The sequence below is a fragment of the Streptomyces sp. NPDC096152 genome (genome assembly GCF_044763235.1).
In the GTDB taxonomy this organism is placed as follows: Bacteria; Actinomycetota; Actinomycetes; order Streptomycetales; family Streptomycetaceae; genus Streptomyces.
In genome coordinates, this window is record NZ_JBIWFW010000006.1 from 11,835 (window position 1) to 30,507 (window position 18,673).

Consider the following 18,673-nt stretch of genomic DNA (forward strand, 5'->3'; position numbering starts at 1 on the left):
ATCCTCGAACTGAAGAACACCATCAACACGATGGTCGACCAGCTCTCCGCCTTCGCCGACGAGGTCACCCGCGTCGCCCGCGAGGTCGGCACCGAAGGACGACTCGGCGGCCAGGCGGACGTCAAGGGCGTCAAGGGCACCTGGCGCGACCTGACCGACTCGGTGAACTTCATGGGCGGCAACCTCACCGCCCAGGTCCGCAACGTCGCCCAGGTCGCCACGGCGGTGGCTCAGGGCGACCTGTCCCAGAAGATCACCGTCGACGCCCGCGGCGAGATCCTCGAACTGAAGAACACCATCAACACGATGGTCGACCAGCTCTCCGCCTTCGCCGACGAGGTCACCCGCGTCGCCCGCGAGGTCGGCACCGAGGGACGCCTCGGCGGCCAGGCCCACGTCCGTGGTGTCTCGGGCACCTGGAAGGACCTCACCGACAACGTCAACGTGATGGCGTCGAACCTGACCGGTCAGGTCCGCTCCATCGCCCAGGTCGCCACCGCCGTGGCGCGCGGCGACCTGTCCCGGAAGATCACGGTCGAGGCGGCCGGCGAGGTCGCGGCCCTGGCCGACGTCATCAACACGATGGTCGACACGCTGTCCGCGTTCGCCGACGAGGTCACCCGCGTCGCCCGCGAGGTCGGCACCGAGGGACGCCTCGGCGGCCAGGCCCACGTGCCCAACGTGGCCGGCACGTGGAAGGACCTCACCGACAACGTCAACTCGATGGCGAACAACCTCACCGGCCAGGTCCGCAACATCGCGCTGGTGACGACCGCGGTGGCCAAGGGCGACCTGTCGAAGAAGATCGACGTCGACGCCCGCGGCGAGATCCTGGAGCTGAAGACGACCATCAATACGATGGTGGACCAGCTCTCCGCGTTCGCCGACGAGGTCACCCGCGTCGCCCGCGAGGTCGGCACCGAGGGACGCCTCGGCGGCCAGGCCGAGGTGGAGGGCGTCTCGGGCACCTGGAAGCGCCTGACGGAGAACGTCAACGAGCTGGCCGGCAACCTGACCCGCCAGGTGCGGGCCATCGCCGAGGTCGCCAGCGCGGTGGCGGAGGGCGACCTGACCCGCTCGATCACCGTCGAGGCCTCCGGCGAGGTCGCCGAGCTCAAGGACAACATCAACTCCATGGTGGGGTCCCTGCGCGAGACCACCCGGGCCAACCAGCAGCAGGACTGGCTGAAGACCAACCTCGCGCGGATCTCCAGCCTGATGCAGGGACACCGCGACCTGCCCGTCGTGGCCGAGCTGATCATGGAGGAGCTGACGCCCCTGGTGTCGGCCCAGTACAGCGCGTTCTACCTCGCCGAGGACGGGGCGCGCGGGCCCGAGCTGCGGCTGGTCGGCGCCTACGGCCGGCCCGACGACGACGAGCGGCCCACCCGCTTCTCCTTCGGCCGCTCGCTGGTCGGCCAGGCCGCGCGCAGCCGCCGTACGATCCTGGTGGACGAGCTCCCGCAGGGCTACGTCACCATCTCCTCGGGGCTCGGCCAGGCCGTTCCGGCCGCGCTGGTCCTGCTGCCGATCCTCTTCGAGGACCAGGTCCTCGGCGTGATCGAGCTGGCCTCGGTCACCCCCTTCACGTCGATCCACCGGGACTTCCTGGAGCAGCTGCGGGAGGCCATCGGCGTCAACGTCAACACCATCGTGGCGAACGCCCGCACCGACGAGCTGCTGGACGAGTCGCAGCGCCTGACCGCCGAGCTCCAGTCCCGCTCGGCGGAGCTGCAGGAGCAGCAGGAGGAGCTGCAGCGCTCCAACGCCGAGCTGGAGGAGAAGGCCTCGCTGCTGGTGGCGCAGAACCGCGACATCGAGGCGAAGAACCTGCAGATCGAGCAGGCCCGGCAGGAGCTCGAGGCCCGCGCGCAGCAGCTGTCGCTGGCCTCCAAGTACAAGTCGGAGTTCCTGGCGAACATGAGCCACGAGCTGCGCACCCCGCTCAACAGCCTGCTCATCCTGGCCCAGTTGCTCGCGCAGAACCCCTCGCGCAACCTCACCCCCAAGCAGGTCGAGTACGCGGGCATCATCCACTCCGCCGGTTCGGACCTGCTGCAGCTGATCAACGACATCCTCGACCTGTCGAAGGTCGAGGCGGGCAAGATGGACGTCGCGCCGGAGCGGGTGTCGCTGCGGCAGCTCATCGAGTACGTCGAGGCCACCTTCCGGCCGATGACGACCCAGAAGGGCCTGGACTTCGGGGTGACCACCGCGGCCGGCGCGCCGGCCGACCTGCTGACCGACGACTCCCGGCTGCGGCAGATCCTGCGCAACCTGCTGTCGAACGCGGTGAAGTTCACCGAGCAGGGCAGCGTGGAGCTGTCCATCGAGCCCGCGGCGGACGAAGCGGTGCCCGCCGGCGTGGTCCGCGGCGGGGCCGTGGTGGCGTTCCGGGTGAAGGACACCGGCATCGGGATTCCGGAGCAGCACCTGGAGTCCATCTTCGGCGCCTTCCAGCAGGCGGACGGCACCACGAGCCGCAAGTACGGCGGCACCGGCCTCGGTCTGTCCATCACGCGGGAGATCGCGCATCTGCTCGGCGGCGCCGTCACCGTGGACAGCGCGCCCGGCCGGGGCAGCATCTTCACCCTCTTCCTGCCCGTGGCGCGTCCCGACTTCGAGCAGCTGCTCACCCTCGGCCGGGCCCCGGAGAGCGAGCCGGCCGCGCTCGTCCCCGCCGCGGCGGCCCCCCAGCTCGTCGCACCGGAGCGGCCGGGTTCCCCCGGACAGCGCCGGCGCCGCCTGCTGGTCGTGGAGGAGCGGCCGCGCGGACTGCTGACCCTGGTCGCCGAGAGCGTGGTCGCCGACGTGGCCCGGCACACCCCGGACGACGGGGCCGCGCTGCCCACGATGGACGTGATCACCGCGGTCGGCGCCCACGAGGCGGCCGGTGCCCTGGCCGACGAGTCGTGCCACTGCGTCGTCCTCGACCTGGACATGCCCGACGGGGAGGCGTCCCGCTTCCTTCAGGCGCTGCAGGGCGACTCGGCGCTGGCCGGCGTGCCGGTGCTCATCCACAGCGGTCAGCGCCCCGACGTGGCCCGTGCCCAGGCACTGCGGTCGCACGAGGACGACGGGTCGCTGGAGTTCCTCTCCAGCCTGGACGAGCTGCGGGAGCGGATCGCGCTGCACCTGTCGGCCGAGGAGCCCGGTGACGTGCTGTCCCTGGTGCGGCCCGAGGACCCGCAGGACCTCGCGCCGCCCGTCGACGACGCCTTCGTCGGGCGTACCGTCCTCGTGGTCGACGACGACGCCCGCAACCTCTTCGCCCTCAGTGGCATCCTGGAGCTGTACGGCTTCCGGGTGCTCCACGCGGAGAACGGGCTGAAGGGCATCGAGACGCTGGTCGGCAACCCGGACATCGCCTTGGTGCTGATGGACGTGATGATGCCGGAGATGGACGGGTACACGGCCACGGCGGAGATCCGCAAGATGCCGCAGTACGCGGAGCTTCCGATCATCGCCGTCACCGCGAAGGCGATGCCCGGGGACCGGGAGAAGTCCCTGGCGTCGGGTGCCAGTGACTACGTCACCAAGCCCGTCGACACCCACGACCTGATCGCCTGCGTCCGACGCTGGTTGTCCGCATGAGCGCGCCGTCGTCCGTCCCGCCCGCGGGCGGGACGGGCGTGGTCCGAGGCCGTCCGGACCGCGCCCCGGGATCCCGCAGCGGAGGAGCATTCGCATCGTGACCACGTCCGAACAGCCACGTGAGCCGGCCGGCGCCGAGCCGTGCCCGGAGGAGGCGTCGGCGATTCCCCCGCAGCCGGAGCTGACGGACGTCGCCGACCCCGCGCAGCCGGAGCAGACGGACACCGCCGACCCAGGGCAGCAGACGGACGCGGCCGACCCCGCGCTCCGCGACCTGCCGGGCGGCGTCTCTTCCGGCTCCCCCGTCGGCAGGCTGGCCGCCACGGTGGAGCGGCTGCGCCGCGAGGTGCGGGACGCCCAGGCGGAGGCCGAGGGCCGGGCCCTGATCGAACTCGCCAAGGGCATCCTGGTCGAACGTCTGGGCTGCGGGCCGGCGCAGGCCGCCCGGCAGCTCGAGGAGCTGACCGACCAGGCCAAGGTGACTCCGCTGGAGTTCGCCGTCGAGGTCATCAACCAGGCCGCCCACGACCGGGTGGCCGAGGTGACCGACGCCTTCATCGCCGCCGCGACGGCAGAGGAGAACGGGTCGGCCGCCGTACGGCTGCGGGCGGCCGAGAGCGGGGCGCTGGCCGCGGACGACACCCAGGCCGTCGCCGACTCATTGCTGGAGCACGCCCTGCGCCCGCTCGGCGCGGTGGCCGTGGCGGTCTGGGCCGCGGGGCCCGACGGCTCGCTCACCCTGGCGGGCAGCGCCGGCTTCTCCCCCTCCGAAGGCACCCGGTGGCGCTATGTGCCCCCGGAGGTGGACACCGTGGCGCGGCGCGGCCTCACCGCGCGCGAGGGCCAGTGGTTCACCTCGCTCGCCGAGACCGGCCTGCCCACCATCGGACGGCACGTGCATCCGGACGGCGGCCGGGTGGCCGTACCCGCCGGCACCGGCGGCCGCATCCACGGTGTGCTGGAGATCGCCTGGCCGGGGCCGCTGGAGCCGCAGCCGCCCCAGGTGGTCCGCCAGCTGGAGGCGTTGGCCGAGCTGTGCGCGCACACGCTGGAGACGTACACGCAGCACCAGGACCTCACCACGGAGCCGCGGATCCTGCCGGACGCCGCCGAGCTGATCGACCTGGCCGACGGCCTGCACGACCCCGCCCTGGTGCTGGTGCCGCACATCGACGCCTCCGGGCAGCTCGTCGACTTCCGCATCCAGCACGTCAACGACCGTTTCCTCGACCCCGGGGGCCGGCCGCGCGCGGTGATCAACGGTGCGCTGCTGCTGGAGGCCTATCCCATGGCCGCCGGGAAGAGCGAGCTGTTCCAGCGCGTGGAGCGGGTGTACGCCACGGGCGAGTCGTTCCGCGCCCAGCGCATGCAGCTGACCGCGCTCGTGGACCAGGTGCCGCTGTCGGCGGTCGCGGACATCAGCATCAGCCGGCACGGAAACAGCGTGCTGCTGATCTGGCGTATCGAGGACGAGACGGCACGGCTGGCGAGCCTGCTCCAGCACGCACAGCGCCTCGGCCGTATCGGCGGTTTCGAGGAGAACGTGCTCACCGGCGAGATCACCTGGAACGGCCAGCTCTTCGAGCTGTACGGGCGGCCCCCGTCGAGCACCCCGGTGCCGCTGGAGGAGCTGCCGGCGCATGCGCACCCGGACGACACCGAGGCGATCCGCCGGTTCCTGCGCACCCTGCTGCACCACCTGCGGCCGGCCTCCGTGGCGTTCCGGCTGCAGCGGCCCGACGGGGTGACCCGCCACATCCGGGTGGTCGCCGAACCGGTCCTCGACACCGACGGCCGGCTGTTCGTGGTCCGCGGCGCCTACCAGGACATCTCGGCGCAGCACTGGACGGAGGTGGCGCTCGCCGCGACCCGGGACCAGCTGGCCCAGACCGAGCAGCAGTCCAGCGAGCGCAACCGGCTGGCGCTGCAGTTGCAGCACGCCATCATGCCGCCGACGCAGGCGCCGCTGGAACTGTCCGACCTCCAGGTGGCCGTGCGCTACCGGCCCGCGGAGACCGAGCAGCTGGTGGGCGGCGACTGGTACGACGCCGTGGTGCTGCCGTCGCGGAAGGTGCTGCTGTGCGTGGGCGACGTCTCCGGGCACGGCATAGAGGCCGCCACCAGCATGGTCGTCCTGCGCAACGCGCTGCGCGGCCTGGCCGTGACCGGCGCCGGGCCGGGCCAGCTGCTGTCGTGGCTCAACCTCGTGACGCGCCATCTGACCGGTGCCGTCACCGCCACGGCGGTGTGCGCCCTCTACGACCCGGAGCGGCGCAGCCTGCGCTGGGCCCGGGCGGGCCATCTGCCGCCGGTGCTGGTGCGGGACACGGAGGCGGCGCCGCTGCCCATGGTCAAGGGCATGTTGCTGGGTGCGCTGTCGGACGCGGTGTTCGAGGAGGCCGAGATGCGGCTCGCGCCGGAGGACACCCTGCTGCTGTACACGGACGGCCTGATCGAGCGCCGGGACTGGTCGGTGGTGGAGTCGCTGGCCCATCTGCTGTCCACGGCCCGCACCGCGCCGAGGACCCTGGACCAGCAGCTGGACCGCCTGCTGACCTACAGCAAGTCGGACACCGACGACGACACCTGCCTGGTGGGCATCCGGGTCACCTGATCCGGCGGCCTACCCGGCCGCGGGCAGGTAGTCCTCCCAGCGGGCCTCCGGCCACAGATCGGTGGCGAGGACCATCAGCCTGCGCGGCTGGACGCCGAGGCCCGCCACATGGAGCCGGCCGCCGTCGGGGCCGAAGGAGTCGCGGGCGGTCAGGATCAGGTGCAGCACGGCGCTGTCCACGAAGCGGACGTCGACGAGGTCGAGGGTGAGGTCGCGGACGGTACCGGGCAGACCCGCGACGGCCGCCTCCACGGCGGGCCGGGTCTGGTCGTCGATGTCGGTGTCCACGGTGAGCGTCGCGGCGGTGGCGCCGCGGTTCAATGAGACAAGAGTGCCCATCTGTATGGCCCCCCTCTCTGACGGGGGTGTCGGGCCGCGTACGGCCCGGGGGCTGACTCCACCGTGCCACGCATGGGCCGCCGAGTCGAACGACCCGGCGGGGGCGTACGCATGGCCGGGGCATTACGGGGTACACGCGCGGGGCGGTGAGAAGTACGGGAGCCGCAGGTGAGGGGGTACGGCTTGGGACCCGGCGTCCGCGGCACGTCCCCTCCCCCTGTGGCCCGGACGGACCATCGCTCGTCGGCGCCGATGAGAGCTTGATCACGCACCCGGGCGGATTCGGGGTGCATCGAAGGCGCCGGCAGGGGTAACCAGCCCCTGGCCGTCTGCACCCGTTGGAGGTACCCGTGCCCATTGCCCAGAATCCTCTGTCCGTCGAGGTCACCGTCCCCCGTAAGGACGTCGCCCTGCTCACGGTCGAGGGGTACCTGGACGTAGACACCGCGACCGAGTTGCAGGCCCATCTGGCCAACCAGCTCCACCACGGCCGTCGGCACTTCCTGCTCGACCTGTCCGGCGTCCCCTTCATGGACTCCTCCGGGATGAACATCATCCTGCGCGTGTACCAGGAGGTCCGCGACAAGCCGGGCAGCGTGCACATCATCGGGCCCACGCCCGCCGTGCGGCGGATTCTCGACCTCACCGGGGTCAGCATCACCGTGCCGGTGTCGGAGGACGTGGACGAGGCGCTCGCCCTGGTGGACAAGGAGCCGGGGCAGCCCGAGGAGCCGGGGGACCAGCAGGCCTGACGCGCCGGAAAGGCCCCTGGGCGGTTCGCGGGAGGAGGTGCGCCCGTACGGGCAACAGTTGTCGTTTGACAACTGTACCCGTGAGGCAACAAAGTGAGCGGGTTCAGTCACGCGGGAGGGACCACAGATGTGCCGGCGAGGAGGCCGTCAGGCCGTGCGGGCGTCGTCCGCGGCGCCGCTGCCGTGGATCTGCGCCGCCGCGGCGTCGCAGAACGCCTCGAGCCCGGTCAGCAGCGCGGCCCGCTGCGCGACGGGCATGCCCTCGAGGACCGACTGCAGCTCCGCCTCCCGGCGGGCGCGCAGGTCGCCCAGGAAGGCCCGGCCGCGGCGGCTGAGTTCCAACTGCACCTCGCGGCGGCTGCTGGCGGCGGTCTGCCGCCGTACGAAGCCCACCGCCTCCAGGCGGTCGCACAGCCGGCTCGTCGACGGCGGCGTGGAGCCCAGCGCGTCGGCGAGGGTGCGCAGGTTGATGCCTTCGTTGTGCTCCAGGATGAACAGCACGCGCAACTGCGAGGCGGACACCGGTGCTGTGGAGGCGCGTCCCCACAGCACCTCCAGCAGCTCGGCCGTCTCCGAGGTCACACGCGCCGCCTCTGAGGGATGCGGGCGCGGGTAGGAGGACGTCACGGTCACACTCTCGCAGGCTTCCCGGAACCTGTCAGCTCACCGGAGCCGGGACAGCGGTCCGCACACGGATCATCATGGAAACAACGGGCCGCGGCCACCACGGCACGGACGCGGCGCCGCAGCCCGGTGTGCGGCACACGGCCGCGTACCGCGACACAGAGAATGGCGTAACCGACATCGTGAACAGACTCGTGGCCGCCGAGCGCGCCCTGCGCTCCGCGGCTCCGCACCAGGTGGTGGACGCCCTCCGCGAAGTGCTGTGCAGCCAGTACGCCGCGCGGGACGTCGAGTTGCTGATGGCCGACTACGGGCTGACCGTGCTGCAGCCCGTGTCGGACTCCCCGCACATTCCGGACCCGCTGCCGGTGCACGGCAGCCCGGCCGGCCGCGCGTTCGGCGCGCAGGAGCCGTTCCTCGAGGACCGCGACGGCCTGACCCGGGTGCACCTTCCCGTCACGGTGCGCGGCGACCGGCTCGGCGTGCTGTCCGTCACCGTCCCCTCGGCGGCGGCGAGCGGTGAGCTGCTGGCCGAGCTCGACGAGCTGGCCCGGGCACTGGGCCACGAGGTGGTCGTCGCCGAACGCGACACGGACGTGTTCACGCGGGCCCGCCGCCGGGACCGGCTCACCCTGGCGGCCGAGATGCAGTGGCAGCTGCTGCCGGCCCGCTCCTGCTCCGGCGCCCAGTACGCGCTGGGTGCCCAGCTGGAGCCGGCCTATGCGGTCTTCGGCGACAACTTCGACTGGAGCGTCTCCGCCGACCGGCTGATCCTCTACGTCACCAACGGCATGGGCGAGGGCATCGAGGCGTCGCTGCTGACCAACCTCGGGCTCAACGCGCTGCGCAACGCGCGCCGGGCGGGCATTCCCATCGCGGACCAGGCGGCCCTCGCCGACCAGGCGATCTACGCGCACTACCGCGGGGCGGCCTACCTGTCGGTGCTGCTGCTGGACCTGGAGCTGTCCACCGGCCGGCTGCAGGTGGTCGACGCGGGCTCGCCGCGGATGCTGCGGGTGCGCGACCGCTCCGTCACGCCCGTGCCGTTCGAGCAGCAACTGCCGCTCGGCATGTTCGAGGAGACCGACTACATCCCCCAGCAGTTCACGCTCCGGCCGGGCGACCGGCTGGTCTTCGTGAGCGACGGGGTCTACGGCGTCGCCGCGCCCGGCGGCGAGGAGTACGGCGAGCGGGCGCTGAACCGGGCCATCACGTCGGCCGGGCTGCTGCCCGCGCCCGAGGTACCCGGGGCGGTGCTGCGGCAGCTGACCGGGCACCGCGGCAGACCCGAGCCGGACGACGACGCGCTGGTCGTCTGCGTCGACTGGTTCGGCAAGCAGCCCGCGCCGTAGGCCGGCAACCCGAGCCACCGGCCCGAACAGCGACTCCGACTTCACACACGCGTACGAGCAGAGGGGTGGATGCCTTGCCCCGACCGGATCGCGTGGACGGGACGAGGTGTCGTACGAGGTGGGCCCGTGGTTACAGTTGTCGCCCGGCAAAGGTCGCACCGCCGCCCCGCTGCACCAGCGGGTCCGTGCGGTGCCACGTGGATGAGGAGTGGAGCTAGGTGCCGGAGCACGAAGCGGCGGAGCAGCACGGATCACCGGCGCGCGAGGTCGGGGAGTTCCTGCACCGCCGCCGGGAGCAGATCGCCCAGCGCTGGGCCGAGGAGGCCCTCTTCCGTGCCGTGTTCACGGTGTCCCGGGACGAGGCGGTGGAAGCGGGCCGGGACGTGGCCGACGCCCTGGCCAGGGTCGCCGCCTCCGGGCACGTGGCGGACCCGGCGGACGACGGCTTCACCGTGGTGCGGGAGCAGCTGGCCCGGATGGGTGCCGCGCGGTCCCGGACCGGCCTGACCCCCTCGCAGGTGTCGAACGACGTGGACGCGCTGCGGCCGCCCGTGGTGGAGCTGCTCGTCGCCGACCTCGCGGACGGCCCCGCCGAGTGGGTGCGCGAGTGCGCGAACGCCCTGACCGTGCTCATGGGCACGCTGCGGCTGGTGGTGCAGCACGCGGCGCTGAGCGACGGCCAGGCCCTCATCGACCGGCAGCGCCTCCAGCTGCTGGAGGCGGCCACCCCCGTCGTCAGCCTGTGGGACGGCGTCGTGGCGGTCCCGCTGATCGGGACGCTCGACAGCGCACGCAGCCAGGTGGTGATGGAGAGCCTGCTGGAGGCGGTCGTCGAGCAGCGGGCCCGCTTCGCGATCCTCGACATCACCGGGGTGCCGACCGTGGACTCGCTGGTGGCCCAGCATCTGATGAAGACGGTCGCGGCCGCCCGGCTGATGGGCGCGGAGTGCGTGGTCTCCGGAATCCGGCCCGCCATCGCGCAGACCATCGTCCACCTCGGCCTGGACCTGGGCACGGTCGTCACCCGCGCGACCCTCGCCGACGCCCTGGCCCACGCCCTGCGCCGGCTGGGCACGGACATCGCCACCCCGACGGCACCGGACGGTGTGGGTCAGCGGTGATCGACGACTTCGCCCGGTCCGCCACGGGGCACGTCCCGGTGCTCCGGCTCGGTGACGTGCTCCTGATCACCCTGCAGGGAGATCTGTACGACAGCGCGGCGGAACAGCTCCAGCGGGACATCGGCGAGACCGTCGTCCGCACCCGCGCCACCGGTGTGGTCATCGACATCTCCGGCGTGGAGGTCGTCGACTCCTACCTGGGGCGCGTCCTGGCCGAGATCGCGGGCAAGGCCGGGCTGCTGGCCGCGCGGACCGTGGTGTCGGGCATGCGTCCCGCGGTCGCGATCACCCTGGTCGAGCTGGGCCTGACCCTTCCCGGACTGCGCACCGCGCTCGACACCGAGGACGCCCTGCGGCTGCTCGCCGGGCAGGATCCCGCCGCCGGCCCCGGCGGCACCTCCCCGGGGAGGGCCTGATGGAGACCGCCGCGGACATCCGGGCCTGCCTGCCGATCCGCTCGGACCGGGACCTGGTGTGGGTGCGCCAGCACGTGCGCCAGGCGGCCGGACGGCTCGGCTTCGGGCTGGTCGACCAGACCAAGCTGGTCACCGCGGCCAGCGAACTGGCCCGCAACACGCTGGTGCACGGCGGGGGCGGGGAGATGGAGGCGGACCACGTCGTCACCGGCCGGGCGCACGGACTCAGGCTGGCCTTCCGCGACGAGGGGCCGGGCATCGCGGACCTGAACCGGGCGCTGACCGACGGCTACACCTCCGGCGGCGGTCTGGGCATGGGGCTGGGCGGTGCGCGCCGCCTGGTGCACGAGTTCACCGTCGACAGCGCCCCCGGCGCCGGTACGACGGTCACCGTGACCTCCTGGGTGGCCCGTCCCCCGCATCCGCGTGAGGAGGCCTGATGCCGCGGCTGTGGGACGTTCCGGTGCACGACTCGACCCGGGTGCGCGACGCCCGGGTCGCGGCCGAGGGCGCCGCGGCGCTCGCCGGGCTCGACGATAGGCGTACGGCGGCCGCGGCGCTGGTGGCGACGGAGCTGGCCACGAACCTGCTCAAGCACGCCGGCGGGGGCCAGGTCCTCGTCGACGTCGTCGCGCCCCCGGTTGCGCGGGCGGGCTCGGGGCATCCGTCGCTCGTGCAGATCACCGCGATCGACCACGGCCCGGGCATGGCCGACGTCTGTGCGGCCCAGCGGGACGGCTTCTCCACCGCCCACTCGCTCGGCGCCGGCCTCGGCACCTGCAGGCGCGTCGCCGACGACTTCGCCCTGCACAGCGCGGCCGGCCGGGGCACCGTGGCACTCGCCCGGATCGGCCCCGCGGCCCCGCGGCGGGACGGTCCCGATCCGGCGCCCGCGGGCCACTCGGCCGGCCCGGAACGGCCGGCCCCGGTGCGGGCCGGCGGGGTCAACGTCCCCTTCGCCGGGGCCGCGTACTCCGGTGACGCCTGGACCTGGGTGCGGTCCGGGGACCGGCTGACCCTGATGCTGGCCGACGGTCTCGGCCACGGCCCGGAGGCGGCCCGCGCGTCGTCCGAGGCGGTGCGGACGCTGCACCGCGCGGCGCACCTCGGGCCCGCCGAACTGCTCGGGCGGCTCGACGAGGCGCTGCGCGCCACCCGGGGCGCGGCCGTCGCCCTGGCCCAGCTCGACCTGCGGACCGGGCTCCTGCGCTTCGCAGGCATCGGCAACATCGGCGCACGGCTGCGCGAGGGCGACGGCTGGCGCGCCCTGCTGTCGCGGCCCGGCATCGTCGGTCTGCACCGGCCTACGACCCTGACCGAGCACGAGGCGCCCTGGACGGCGGACCGGCTGCTGATCCTGCACAGCGACGGTCTGCCCAGCCGGTGGACGCCCCCGTCCGGACCCGTCCTGCCGGCGGCCGATCCCGCCGTGACGGCCGCCGTGACCCTCCGCGACACCAGCAGCCCCGCCCACCCGGTACGGGACGACACCACCGTGGCCGTCCTGACTCCGACCCCGCCGGACCGCCCATGAAGCGCACTTGGCAGATCACCGACGTCACCGACGCGGCCCGGGCCCGCATCGCCACCGCGCGGCTGGCCGCCGCGTACGGCGTGCCCACGCTCGAACGGACCCGCCTGGCCACCGCCCTCAGCGCCCACCTGCGGCAGTGCCTCACCAAGGGCGGCACCTGGCGGCTGGACCTGGAGGCCCCCGCGCCCGCCGACGGGGACGCGCTGCTGCACGCCACCGTGACCCCCTCCCCCGGCACCGGTCCCGCCGGGGACCCCCCGTGGCACACGACGGTCACCTGCTCCGAGGCCGCGGACGCCCCGGACGGCGAGGTGCCGGACGACCCGGCCACGCTGGCCGAGGCGCTGCTCGGGGCCGACGAGGACACCGCGCTGACCCTGGAGAAGCTCGCCGAGCAGGAGGAACTGGTCTCCTTCCACCGGGAGGAGCTGCACCAGACCAACCAGGGCGTCCTGGCGCTGCACGGCGAACTCGACGCCGCCGGACGGGCCCAGCGGGAGGCCTTCGCCGCCGAGCGCAAGGCGCGCACCGAGGCCGAGGCCGCGCGCCGCCGGCTGACCTTCCTGGCGGACGCCAGCGCCGTCCTGACCGCCTCGCTCAACCACGACGAGATCGTGCGCCGTCTGCCCGACCTGCTGGTCCCCGAGTACGCCAGCAGCGTCGACGTCTGGCTGTTCGAGCAGGAGGACCAACGGCACCGCTCCGCGCCCCACCCCGCCGCCGCCGTGATCGCGGCCCGCACCGGGCGGCCGCAGTACGCCGCCGACCGCCCCGGCGGCCTGCCCGGAGTCGACGACCAGCCGCCGTCCGCACTGGATCCGGAGCGGCCCCTGCTGTGCGTTCCGCTGCCCACCCGGCGGGCCCCGCTGGGCGTGCTGACGCTGTCGCCCCCCGGAGAGCACTGGGATCCCGACGACGCCGTGATGCTGATCGAGCTCACCCGGCGTGCCAGCATCGCCATAGACAACGCGCGGCGCTTCGAGCACAACCGCGACATCGCCGAGACCCTCCAGCGGGCCCTGCTCACCGACCTGCCCACCACCCCCGGGCTGGGCCTGGCCGCCCGCTATCTGCCGGCCACCCACGGTCTCAACATCGGCGGGGACTGGTACGACGCGTTCCGGCAGCCCGACGGGAGCCTGATCACCGTCATCGGCGACGTGACCGGGCACGGGCTGCACGCGGCCGTGATGATGAGCCAGCTGCGCACCGCGCTGCGGGCCTACGCCGTCGACGGCGGCAGCCCGGGCCAGCTGCTGACCCAGCTGCACACGTTCCTGCACCATCTGCAGCCCGACCTGTTCGCCACCGCGGTCATCGCGCGGTTCCGCCCCGGTGATCCGAGGCTCACCTGGGCCGCCGCGGGTCATCCGCCGCCGGTGCTGCGGATGCCCGACGGTCAGGTGCGGATCCTCGACGCCAAGCCCGGCGCGATGCTGGGCATCCCGCTGCGGCAGGAGATCCGGGACCACACCGTCCACCTCTCCCCCGGTGCGACGCTGGCGCTGTACACCGACGGCCTGGTGGAGCGGCGCGCGCAGGGCATAGACCCCGGCATCGAGCGGCTCGCCGCGGCGCTCGCGGCGTGCGACTCGGCGGACCTGGACGCCGACCTCGACGGCTCGGCGGACCGGCTGCTGCCCCCGCTGCTGAGCGACTCCGAGCGCGACGACGACGTCTGCCTGCTGCTGTGCCACATCGACAGCGGCGCCGAACTGGAGGGGCGCCCGGTGGCGGGGGCGGACGGCCGGGCCCGTTGAGCGGGGCCCGCGGTCCTCGGGACCGGGCGGGGCCGGCCGGGGTCAGCCGGGCGGCAGTGGCCGGTCGTGCGGGGCGGTGTGCGCCTGGTGGAAGGCGATCAGCCCCTGGTGCAGCGCCGCGCTCTGCTCCGGTGTCATGGTCCGGAACACGTCGGCGAGACGGCGTACGCGTCCCTCGGTGACCTCCGCGAGCAGCCGCTGCCCGTGGGCGGTCACCACCAGTTGCACCTCGCGCCGGTTGTGCGGCTGGAGGGTGCGCTCCAGCAGGCCCGCGGCCTCCAGCCGGTCGCACAGCCTGCTGGCGGTGGGCAGACCGATGCCGAGGTGCTCGGCCAGCGCGGTCAGATTGAGCTCGGGCCGGTGGCGTACGGTCTTCAGCGCGACCAGCTGACGGGCGGGCAGCCCCGGGGTGATCTCCTCGGCCGCGGAGAACCAGAGCGCGACGACGCACTCGACGGCGTCCACCACCCCCCGGGCGAGTCGGTCCCACTGCTCGGGCCCCTGTTCGCAGGCCACGTCAGTTCCCCTCGGCCACGCCACTTGTCATGTACGTCGGGCTACCCGAAAGGTCACGGACTACACGACCGACATGTGCCGCGATACGTGGCCCGATCTTGGGAACCCGCCTGGAAGAACCGTGTCCGGCGGCGGGCGGGCGGCCGGCGGCGCGGCGGGATCGAAGAGGTGCGAAGCGGCGGCCCAGGGGCAGGCGCACGAACGAGAGACAGACCGCCCGGAGCCGCAGAAGGGAAGAACACCGTGACACGACCCAGGATCCTGGTGGTGGGCGCCGGCTTCGCCGGAGTGGAGTGCGTCCGCCGCCTGGAACGCAAACTCGGCCCCGACGAGGCCGACGTCACGCTGGTGACGCCGTTCGCCTACCAGCTCTATCTGCCGCTGCTGCCCCAGGTCGCCTCCGGCGTGCTGACGCCCCAGTCGATCGCCGTGTCCCTGCGCCGCAGCAAGAGGTACCGCACCCGCATCATCCCGGGCGGGGCCATCGGTGTGGATGTGAAGGCCAAGGTGTGCGTCATCCGCACCATCACCGACCAGATCGTCGACGAGCCGTACGACTACATCGTGCTGGCGCCCGGCAGCGTCACCCGGACGTTCGACATCCCGGGCCTGACGGAGTACGCCTTCGGCATGAAGACGCTCGCCGAGGCCGCCTACATCCGCGACCACGTCATCTCCCAGCTCGACCTGGCCGACGCCAGCGAGGACCCGGCCGAGCGCGCCTCGCGACTGCAGTTCGTGGTCGTCGGCGGCGGGTACGCCGGCACCGAGACCGCCGCGTGCCTGCAGCGTCTGACGCACGCCGCCGTGAAGCGCTATCCGCGGCTGGACCCGAACCTGATCAAGTGGCACCTCATCGACATCGCGCCGAAGCTGATGCCGGAACTGGGCGACAAGCTGGGCCGCAGTGCCCAGGAGGTGCTCAAGCGGCGCGGCATCGAGATCTCCCTCGGGGTCTCCATCGCCAAGGCCGCGCCGGAGGAGGTCACCTTCACCGACGGCCGGGTGGTGCCCACGCGCACCCTGATCTGGACGGCGGGCGTGGTGGCGAGCCCGCTCATGGCCACGCTCGGCGCGGAGACGGTCAAGGGCCGGCTCGCGGTCACCGCCGAGATGTGCCTGCCCGGCAACGACGGGGTGTTCGCCCTCGGCGACTCCGCCGCCGTGCCCGACCTGGCCAAGGGCGACGACGCGGTCTGCCCGCCGACCGCGCAGCACGCCCTGCGGCAGGGCAAGAAGGTCGCCGACAACGTCATCGCGGCCCTGCACGGCCGGCCGTTGCAGCCGTACGAGCACAAGGACCTGGGACTCGTCGTCGACCTCGGCGGGAAGGACGCCGTGTCCAAGCCGCTGGGTGTGGAGCTTCGCGGGGTGCCGGCCCAGGCGGTGGCCCGCGGCTACCACCTCGGGGCGCTGCGCACCAATGTCGCCAGGACCCGCGTCCTGACGAACTGGATGCTCAACGCGGTCGCCGGGGACGACTTCGTGCGGACCGGCTTCCAGGCCCGCAAGCCCGCCCAGCTGAAGGACTTCGAGTACACGGACGCGTACCTGACGCCGGAGCAGGTGAGCGAGCACGTGCGGCGGGCGCAGTCGCTGGACGTCTGAGGAAGCGGGCCCGCTCCGCCGCGCGCCGCGGCCGGACCGCCGCGGGCGGTCGGGCCGCGGCATGTCATGCTGGACGAGCGGATGATCACGTGGAGCGGGAGAGAGTACGGCGGCGTGAGGGCAGCGGAGGGGTCGGTCTGGACGCGTCTGAGGGATCGGATCACGGCGTCCGATCCCGGGCTGCTGAGGCTGGCGGCCGGATCACGGACGGCGGGCGCCATGGCCCTGACCCTGGCCGTGCTCGGCGTGCTGCGCGCGCCGGTGACGCACCTGGTGGCCGGGGCGATCGCGTCGATGGTGGCCACCTTCGCCATCCGGGAGAAGCAGCGCGCCGGGCAGGCCGTCACCCTCGCCCTCGGTCTGCTGGTGGCGCTGGTGTCCGTGTCGCTGGGCGCCCTGCTCAACACCCGGGTCGTGGCCGGGGACCTCTTCTTCGTCGCGCTGATCTTCGGTGCCGTCTACAGCCGCAGGTTCGGTGACCGGGGCACCGCGCTCGGCCTGATCGGTTTCCAGACCTACTTCCTGTCCCTGTTCGTCGGCGCGACACCGGCGACGCTGCCGGGGCTGTACGGGGTCCTCGCCCTCGCGTTCGCGTGCAGCGCGTTCGTCCGTTTCGCGGTGGTGTACGAGACGCCTACGGGCATCCTGCAGCGGCTGCGCCAGGCCTTCCGCGTCCGTCTGGCCCAGCTGGTGGCCGCGCAGACCGCGTTGCTCGACGCCGGGCCCGACGAGGTGGACAAGGTCCTCGCGGAGGTCCGGGACCGCACCGCCCGCCTGCACGAGACGGCCATGATGATCCAGGGCCGGCTGGAGGAGGGGACCTCCGACGAGGCCGTCGCCCGGACCGTGCAGCGCCGGATCGCGGACGCCGAGATCGCCGCCGAGCGGCTGGGCCTGCTGCTCCTCGGCGCCCGCGGCGCCGAGCGCGCGGACACCCTCACGCTGCACCTGCCCGGCGCGCCCGCCCCCGCGGGCGGCCCGTGGCCGGTGCGGGACGAGCAGACCGACACGCTGCGCCGTGATCTGTCCGCCCTGCGGATGCTCGTGCTGCGGCCCGTCGGGGAGGGCGGCGGCACCGCGATGGCCCACGTGCGCAACCGGCTCCTCGGTTACCGGGAGGAGGAGAACCTCCCGTCGGCGCCGCCCGCCGTGCAGGACGTCTTCCGGGCCGTCGGCGAGGCGGCGCGGGCCGTGCTGGGACTCAGGATCGCGCTGGACGGACCGCAGGACGAGTCCGACGACACCCCCGCGACGGCGCGCTCGCGGGAGGAGCTGGACGCCGAGAACGCGGCCATCGAGGGCGCGGAGGAGAGCGAGGCGGAGGAGGAGCGGCCCACCGGGCTGCGGCGGCCCACCACCCGCGCGGCCGTGCAGGTCTCCGTGGGCTCGGCCCTGGCCATCGTCGGCGGCGAGTTCCTCTCCAGCCAGCGCTGGTACTGGGCGGTGCTGACCTGCTGGATCGTCTTCATCAACACCTCGTCCACGGGCGAGATCCTGGTGAAGGGCTACCGCCGGCTGGTGGGCACCGTGCTCGGTGTCGTCGCCGGTATCGTGCTGGCGGGTCTGGTCGGGCCCCACACCTGGACGGCGCTGGCGCTGGTGCTGGTGTTCGTCTTCGCGATGTTCTACACGGCGCCGCTGTCGTACACGCTGGTGTCGTTCTTCGTCACCGCGGCGCTGGGCCTGCTGTACACCCTGCTGCACACCTACAGCCTGTCGGTGCTGGTGCTGCGGGTGGAGGAGACGGCGCTCGGCGCGGCCTGCGGGGTCGTCGCGGCGGCGCTGGTGCTGCCGGTGCGCACGGACCTCCGTACGAACGAACTGCTCGGCACGGTGCTGGAACGGCTCACCGACGTGGCGGACGCCGCGGTGGACCAGCTCAGCGGCGGCCCGTCGGCCGATCTGCTGGACCAGGCACGCGACCTGGACCGGGCGCTCGGCGACCTTCGGGCGGCGACGCAGCCGCTGACCCATCCGATCACGCCGCTGCGGGCGCGGCGCAGCACGGCGCAGTACGTGGTCGCGCTCCTGGAGACCTGCGCCTACCACGCGCGGTCCCTGGCCGCGACGGCCGAGCTGCTGCCCTCGAACCCGTCCATCGCGGCGGATCCCCGGCTGCGGCCGGCGTGCGGCCGTATCACGCGCAACATCGCGGCGATCGGCGCGCACGTGTCCGACGAGCACGCCACCGACGAGGTGGAGGCCGGGCCGAGCATCGCCTCCCTGCTGGAGACGGACGGGTCCGGCGCCCGGCGCTACGACCGGATCACGGGCCGCGTGCTGCGGCATCTGCAGCGTCTCGACGAGGCGGTGGTGGGGCTGGCCCGCCCGCTGGGCGTGCCGGTGGCGGCGCGCAAGCAGTGACGGCCCGTGGTCGGGCCGGTCCCCGGACCGGCCCGACCACGGGCCGGAGCACAGGTGCGGGAGCCCGCGGCGCCGGTGC

General features: G+C 73.4%; 14 protein-coding genes. 11 read left to right on the forward strand and 3 right to left on the reverse strand.

Annotation, left to right across the window (positions count from 1 at the left end; translation table 11 throughout):
- The coding region (locus tag ACIQ9G_RS20610) for a HAMP domain-containing protein (RefSeq protein ID WP_403611365.1) at positions 1 to 3,594 on the forward strand (3,594 nt) is incomplete at its 5' end.
- A gap of 97 nt (positions 3,595 to 3,691) precedes the next feature.
- On the forward strand, positions 3,692 to 6,208 hold the full coding sequence (locus ACIQ9G_RS20615; RefSeq protein WP_403611367.1) for a SpoIIE family protein phosphatase: 2,517 nt from the start codon (positions 3,692 to 3,694) through the stop codon (positions 6,206 to 6,208).
- A gap of 9 nt (positions 6,209 to 6,217) precedes the next feature.
- Here ACIQ9G_RS20615 and ACIQ9G_RS20620 read toward each other — a convergent pair whose 3' ends face one another.
- Complete coding sequence (locus ACIQ9G_RS20620; protein WP_403611369.1) at positions 6,218 to 6,547, reverse strand: STAS domain-containing protein; 330 nt, start codon at positions 6,545 to 6,547, stop codon at positions 6,218 to 6,220.
- 350 nt (positions 6,548 to 6,897) lie between these two features.
- Between ACIQ9G_RS20620 and ACIQ9G_RS20625 the strand changes: the two genes are divergently transcribed.
- Complete coding sequence (locus ACIQ9G_RS20625) at positions 6,898 to 7,299, forward strand: STAS domain-containing protein (RefSeq protein WP_403611371.1); 402 nt, start codon at positions 6,898 to 6,900, stop codon at positions 7,297 to 7,299.
- 147 nt (positions 7,300 to 7,446) lie between these two features.
- On the opposite strand, the gene ACIQ9G_RS20630 is transcribed toward ACIQ9G_RS20625, so the two are convergent.
- Positions 7,447 to 7,932 (reverse strand): MarR family winged helix-turn-helix transcriptional regulator, encoded by a 486-nt coding sequence (locus ACIQ9G_RS20630; protein ID WP_403611372.1) that lies wholly within the window; start codon positions 7,930 to 7,932, stop codon positions 7,447 to 7,449.
- Positions 7,933 to 8,105: 173 nt separating this feature from the next.
- Between ACIQ9G_RS20630 and ACIQ9G_RS20635 the strand changes: the two genes are divergently transcribed.
- From ACIQ9G_RS20635 to ACIQ9G_RS20660, 6 genes are all read left to right on the forward strand, one after another.
- Positions 8,106 to 9,275: a PP2C family protein-serine/threonine phosphatase gene (locus tag ACIQ9G_RS20635; protein ID WP_403611374.1), complete on the forward strand. Its 1,170-nt coding sequence runs from the start codon at positions 8,106 to 8,108 to the stop codon at positions 9,273 to 9,275.
- Between the two features lie 218 nt (positions 9,276 to 9,493).
- On the forward strand, positions 9,494 to 10,396 hold the full coding sequence (locus ACIQ9G_RS20640) for an STAS domain-containing protein (RefSeq protein WP_403611376.1): 903 nt from the start codon (positions 9,494 to 9,496) through the stop codon (positions 10,394 to 10,396).
- Complete coding sequence (locus tag ACIQ9G_RS20645; RefSeq protein ID WP_403611379.1) at positions 10,393 to 10,812, forward strand: STAS domain-containing protein; 420 nt, start codon at positions 10,393 to 10,395, stop codon at positions 10,810 to 10,812. The genes ACIQ9G_RS20640 and ACIQ9G_RS20645 overlap by 4 nt, the downstream gene beginning before the upstream one ends.
- Positions 10,812 to 11,252 (forward strand): anti-sigma regulatory factor, encoded by a 441-nt coding sequence (locus ACIQ9G_RS20650; protein WP_403611381.1) that lies wholly within the window; start codon positions 10,812 to 10,814, stop codon positions 11,250 to 11,252. The genes ACIQ9G_RS20645 and ACIQ9G_RS20650 overlap by 1 nt, the downstream gene beginning before the upstream one ends.
- Positions 11,252 to 12,346, forward strand: a complete 1,095-nt coding sequence (locus tag ACIQ9G_RS20655) for a SpoIIE family protein phosphatase (RefSeq protein WP_403611384.1) — start codon at positions 11,252 to 11,254, stop codon at positions 12,344 to 12,346. The genes ACIQ9G_RS20650 and ACIQ9G_RS20655 overlap by 1 nt, the downstream gene beginning before the upstream one ends.
- Entirely contained in the window at positions 12,343 to 14,106 is a 1,764-nt protein-coding gene (locus ACIQ9G_RS20660) for a PP2C family protein-serine/threonine phosphatase (protein WP_403611386.1), read from the forward strand. The genes ACIQ9G_RS20655 and ACIQ9G_RS20660 overlap by 4 nt, the downstream gene beginning before the upstream one ends.
- Positions 14,107 to 14,148: 42 nt before the next feature.
- Here ACIQ9G_RS20660 and ACIQ9G_RS20665 read toward each other — a convergent pair whose 3' ends face one another.
- The gene (locus tag ACIQ9G_RS20665) at positions 14,149 to 14,622 is read right to left on the reverse strand and encodes a MarR family winged helix-turn-helix transcriptional regulator (protein WP_403611389.1); all 474 of its coding nucleotides are present in this window, start codon (positions 14,620 to 14,622) and stop codon (positions 14,149 to 14,151) included.
- A 243-nt stretch (positions 14,623 to 14,865) separates the two neighbouring features.
- Here ACIQ9G_RS20665 and ACIQ9G_RS20670 point away from each other — a divergent pair, with 243 nt between their 5' ends.
- Positions 14,866 to 16,230 carry an NAD(P)/FAD-dependent oxidoreductase gene (locus ACIQ9G_RS20670; RefSeq protein ID WP_403611392.1) on the forward strand — a complete coding sequence of 455 codons (1,365 nt, stop codon included), beginning with the start codon at positions 14,866 to 14,868 and terminating at the stop codon, positions 16,228 to 16,230.
- An 81-nt stretch (positions 16,231 to 16,311) separates the two neighbouring features.
- Positions 16,312 to 18,594, forward strand: a complete 2,283-nt coding sequence (locus ACIQ9G_RS20675) for an FUSC family protein (RefSeq protein ID WP_403611395.1) — start codon at positions 16,312 to 16,314, stop codon at positions 18,592 to 18,594.
- Positions 18,595 to 18,673: the final 79 nt, after the last annotated feature.

Coding starts and splice junctions, on each gene's coding strand:
- ACIQ9G_RS20620 (WP_403611369.1), bottom strand. CDS start 6,547: ATGGGCACTCTTGTCTCATTGAACCGCGGCGCCACCGCCGCGACGCTC.
- ACIQ9G_RS20650 (WP_403611381.1), top strand. CDS start 10,812: ATGGAGACCGCCGCGGACATCCGGGCCTGCCTGCCGATCCGCTCGGAC.
- ACIQ9G_RS20655 (WP_403611384.1), top strand. CDS start 11,252: ATGCCGCGGCTGTGGGACGTTCCGGTGCACGACTCGACCCGGGTGCGC.
- ACIQ9G_RS20660 (WP_403611386.1), top strand. CDS start 12,343: ATGAAGCGCACTTGGCAGATCACCGACGTCACCGACGCGGCCCGGGCC.
- ACIQ9G_RS20675 (WP_403611395.1), top strand. CDS start 16,312: ATGATCACGTGGAGCGGGAGAGAGTACGGCGGCGTGAGGGCAGCGGAG.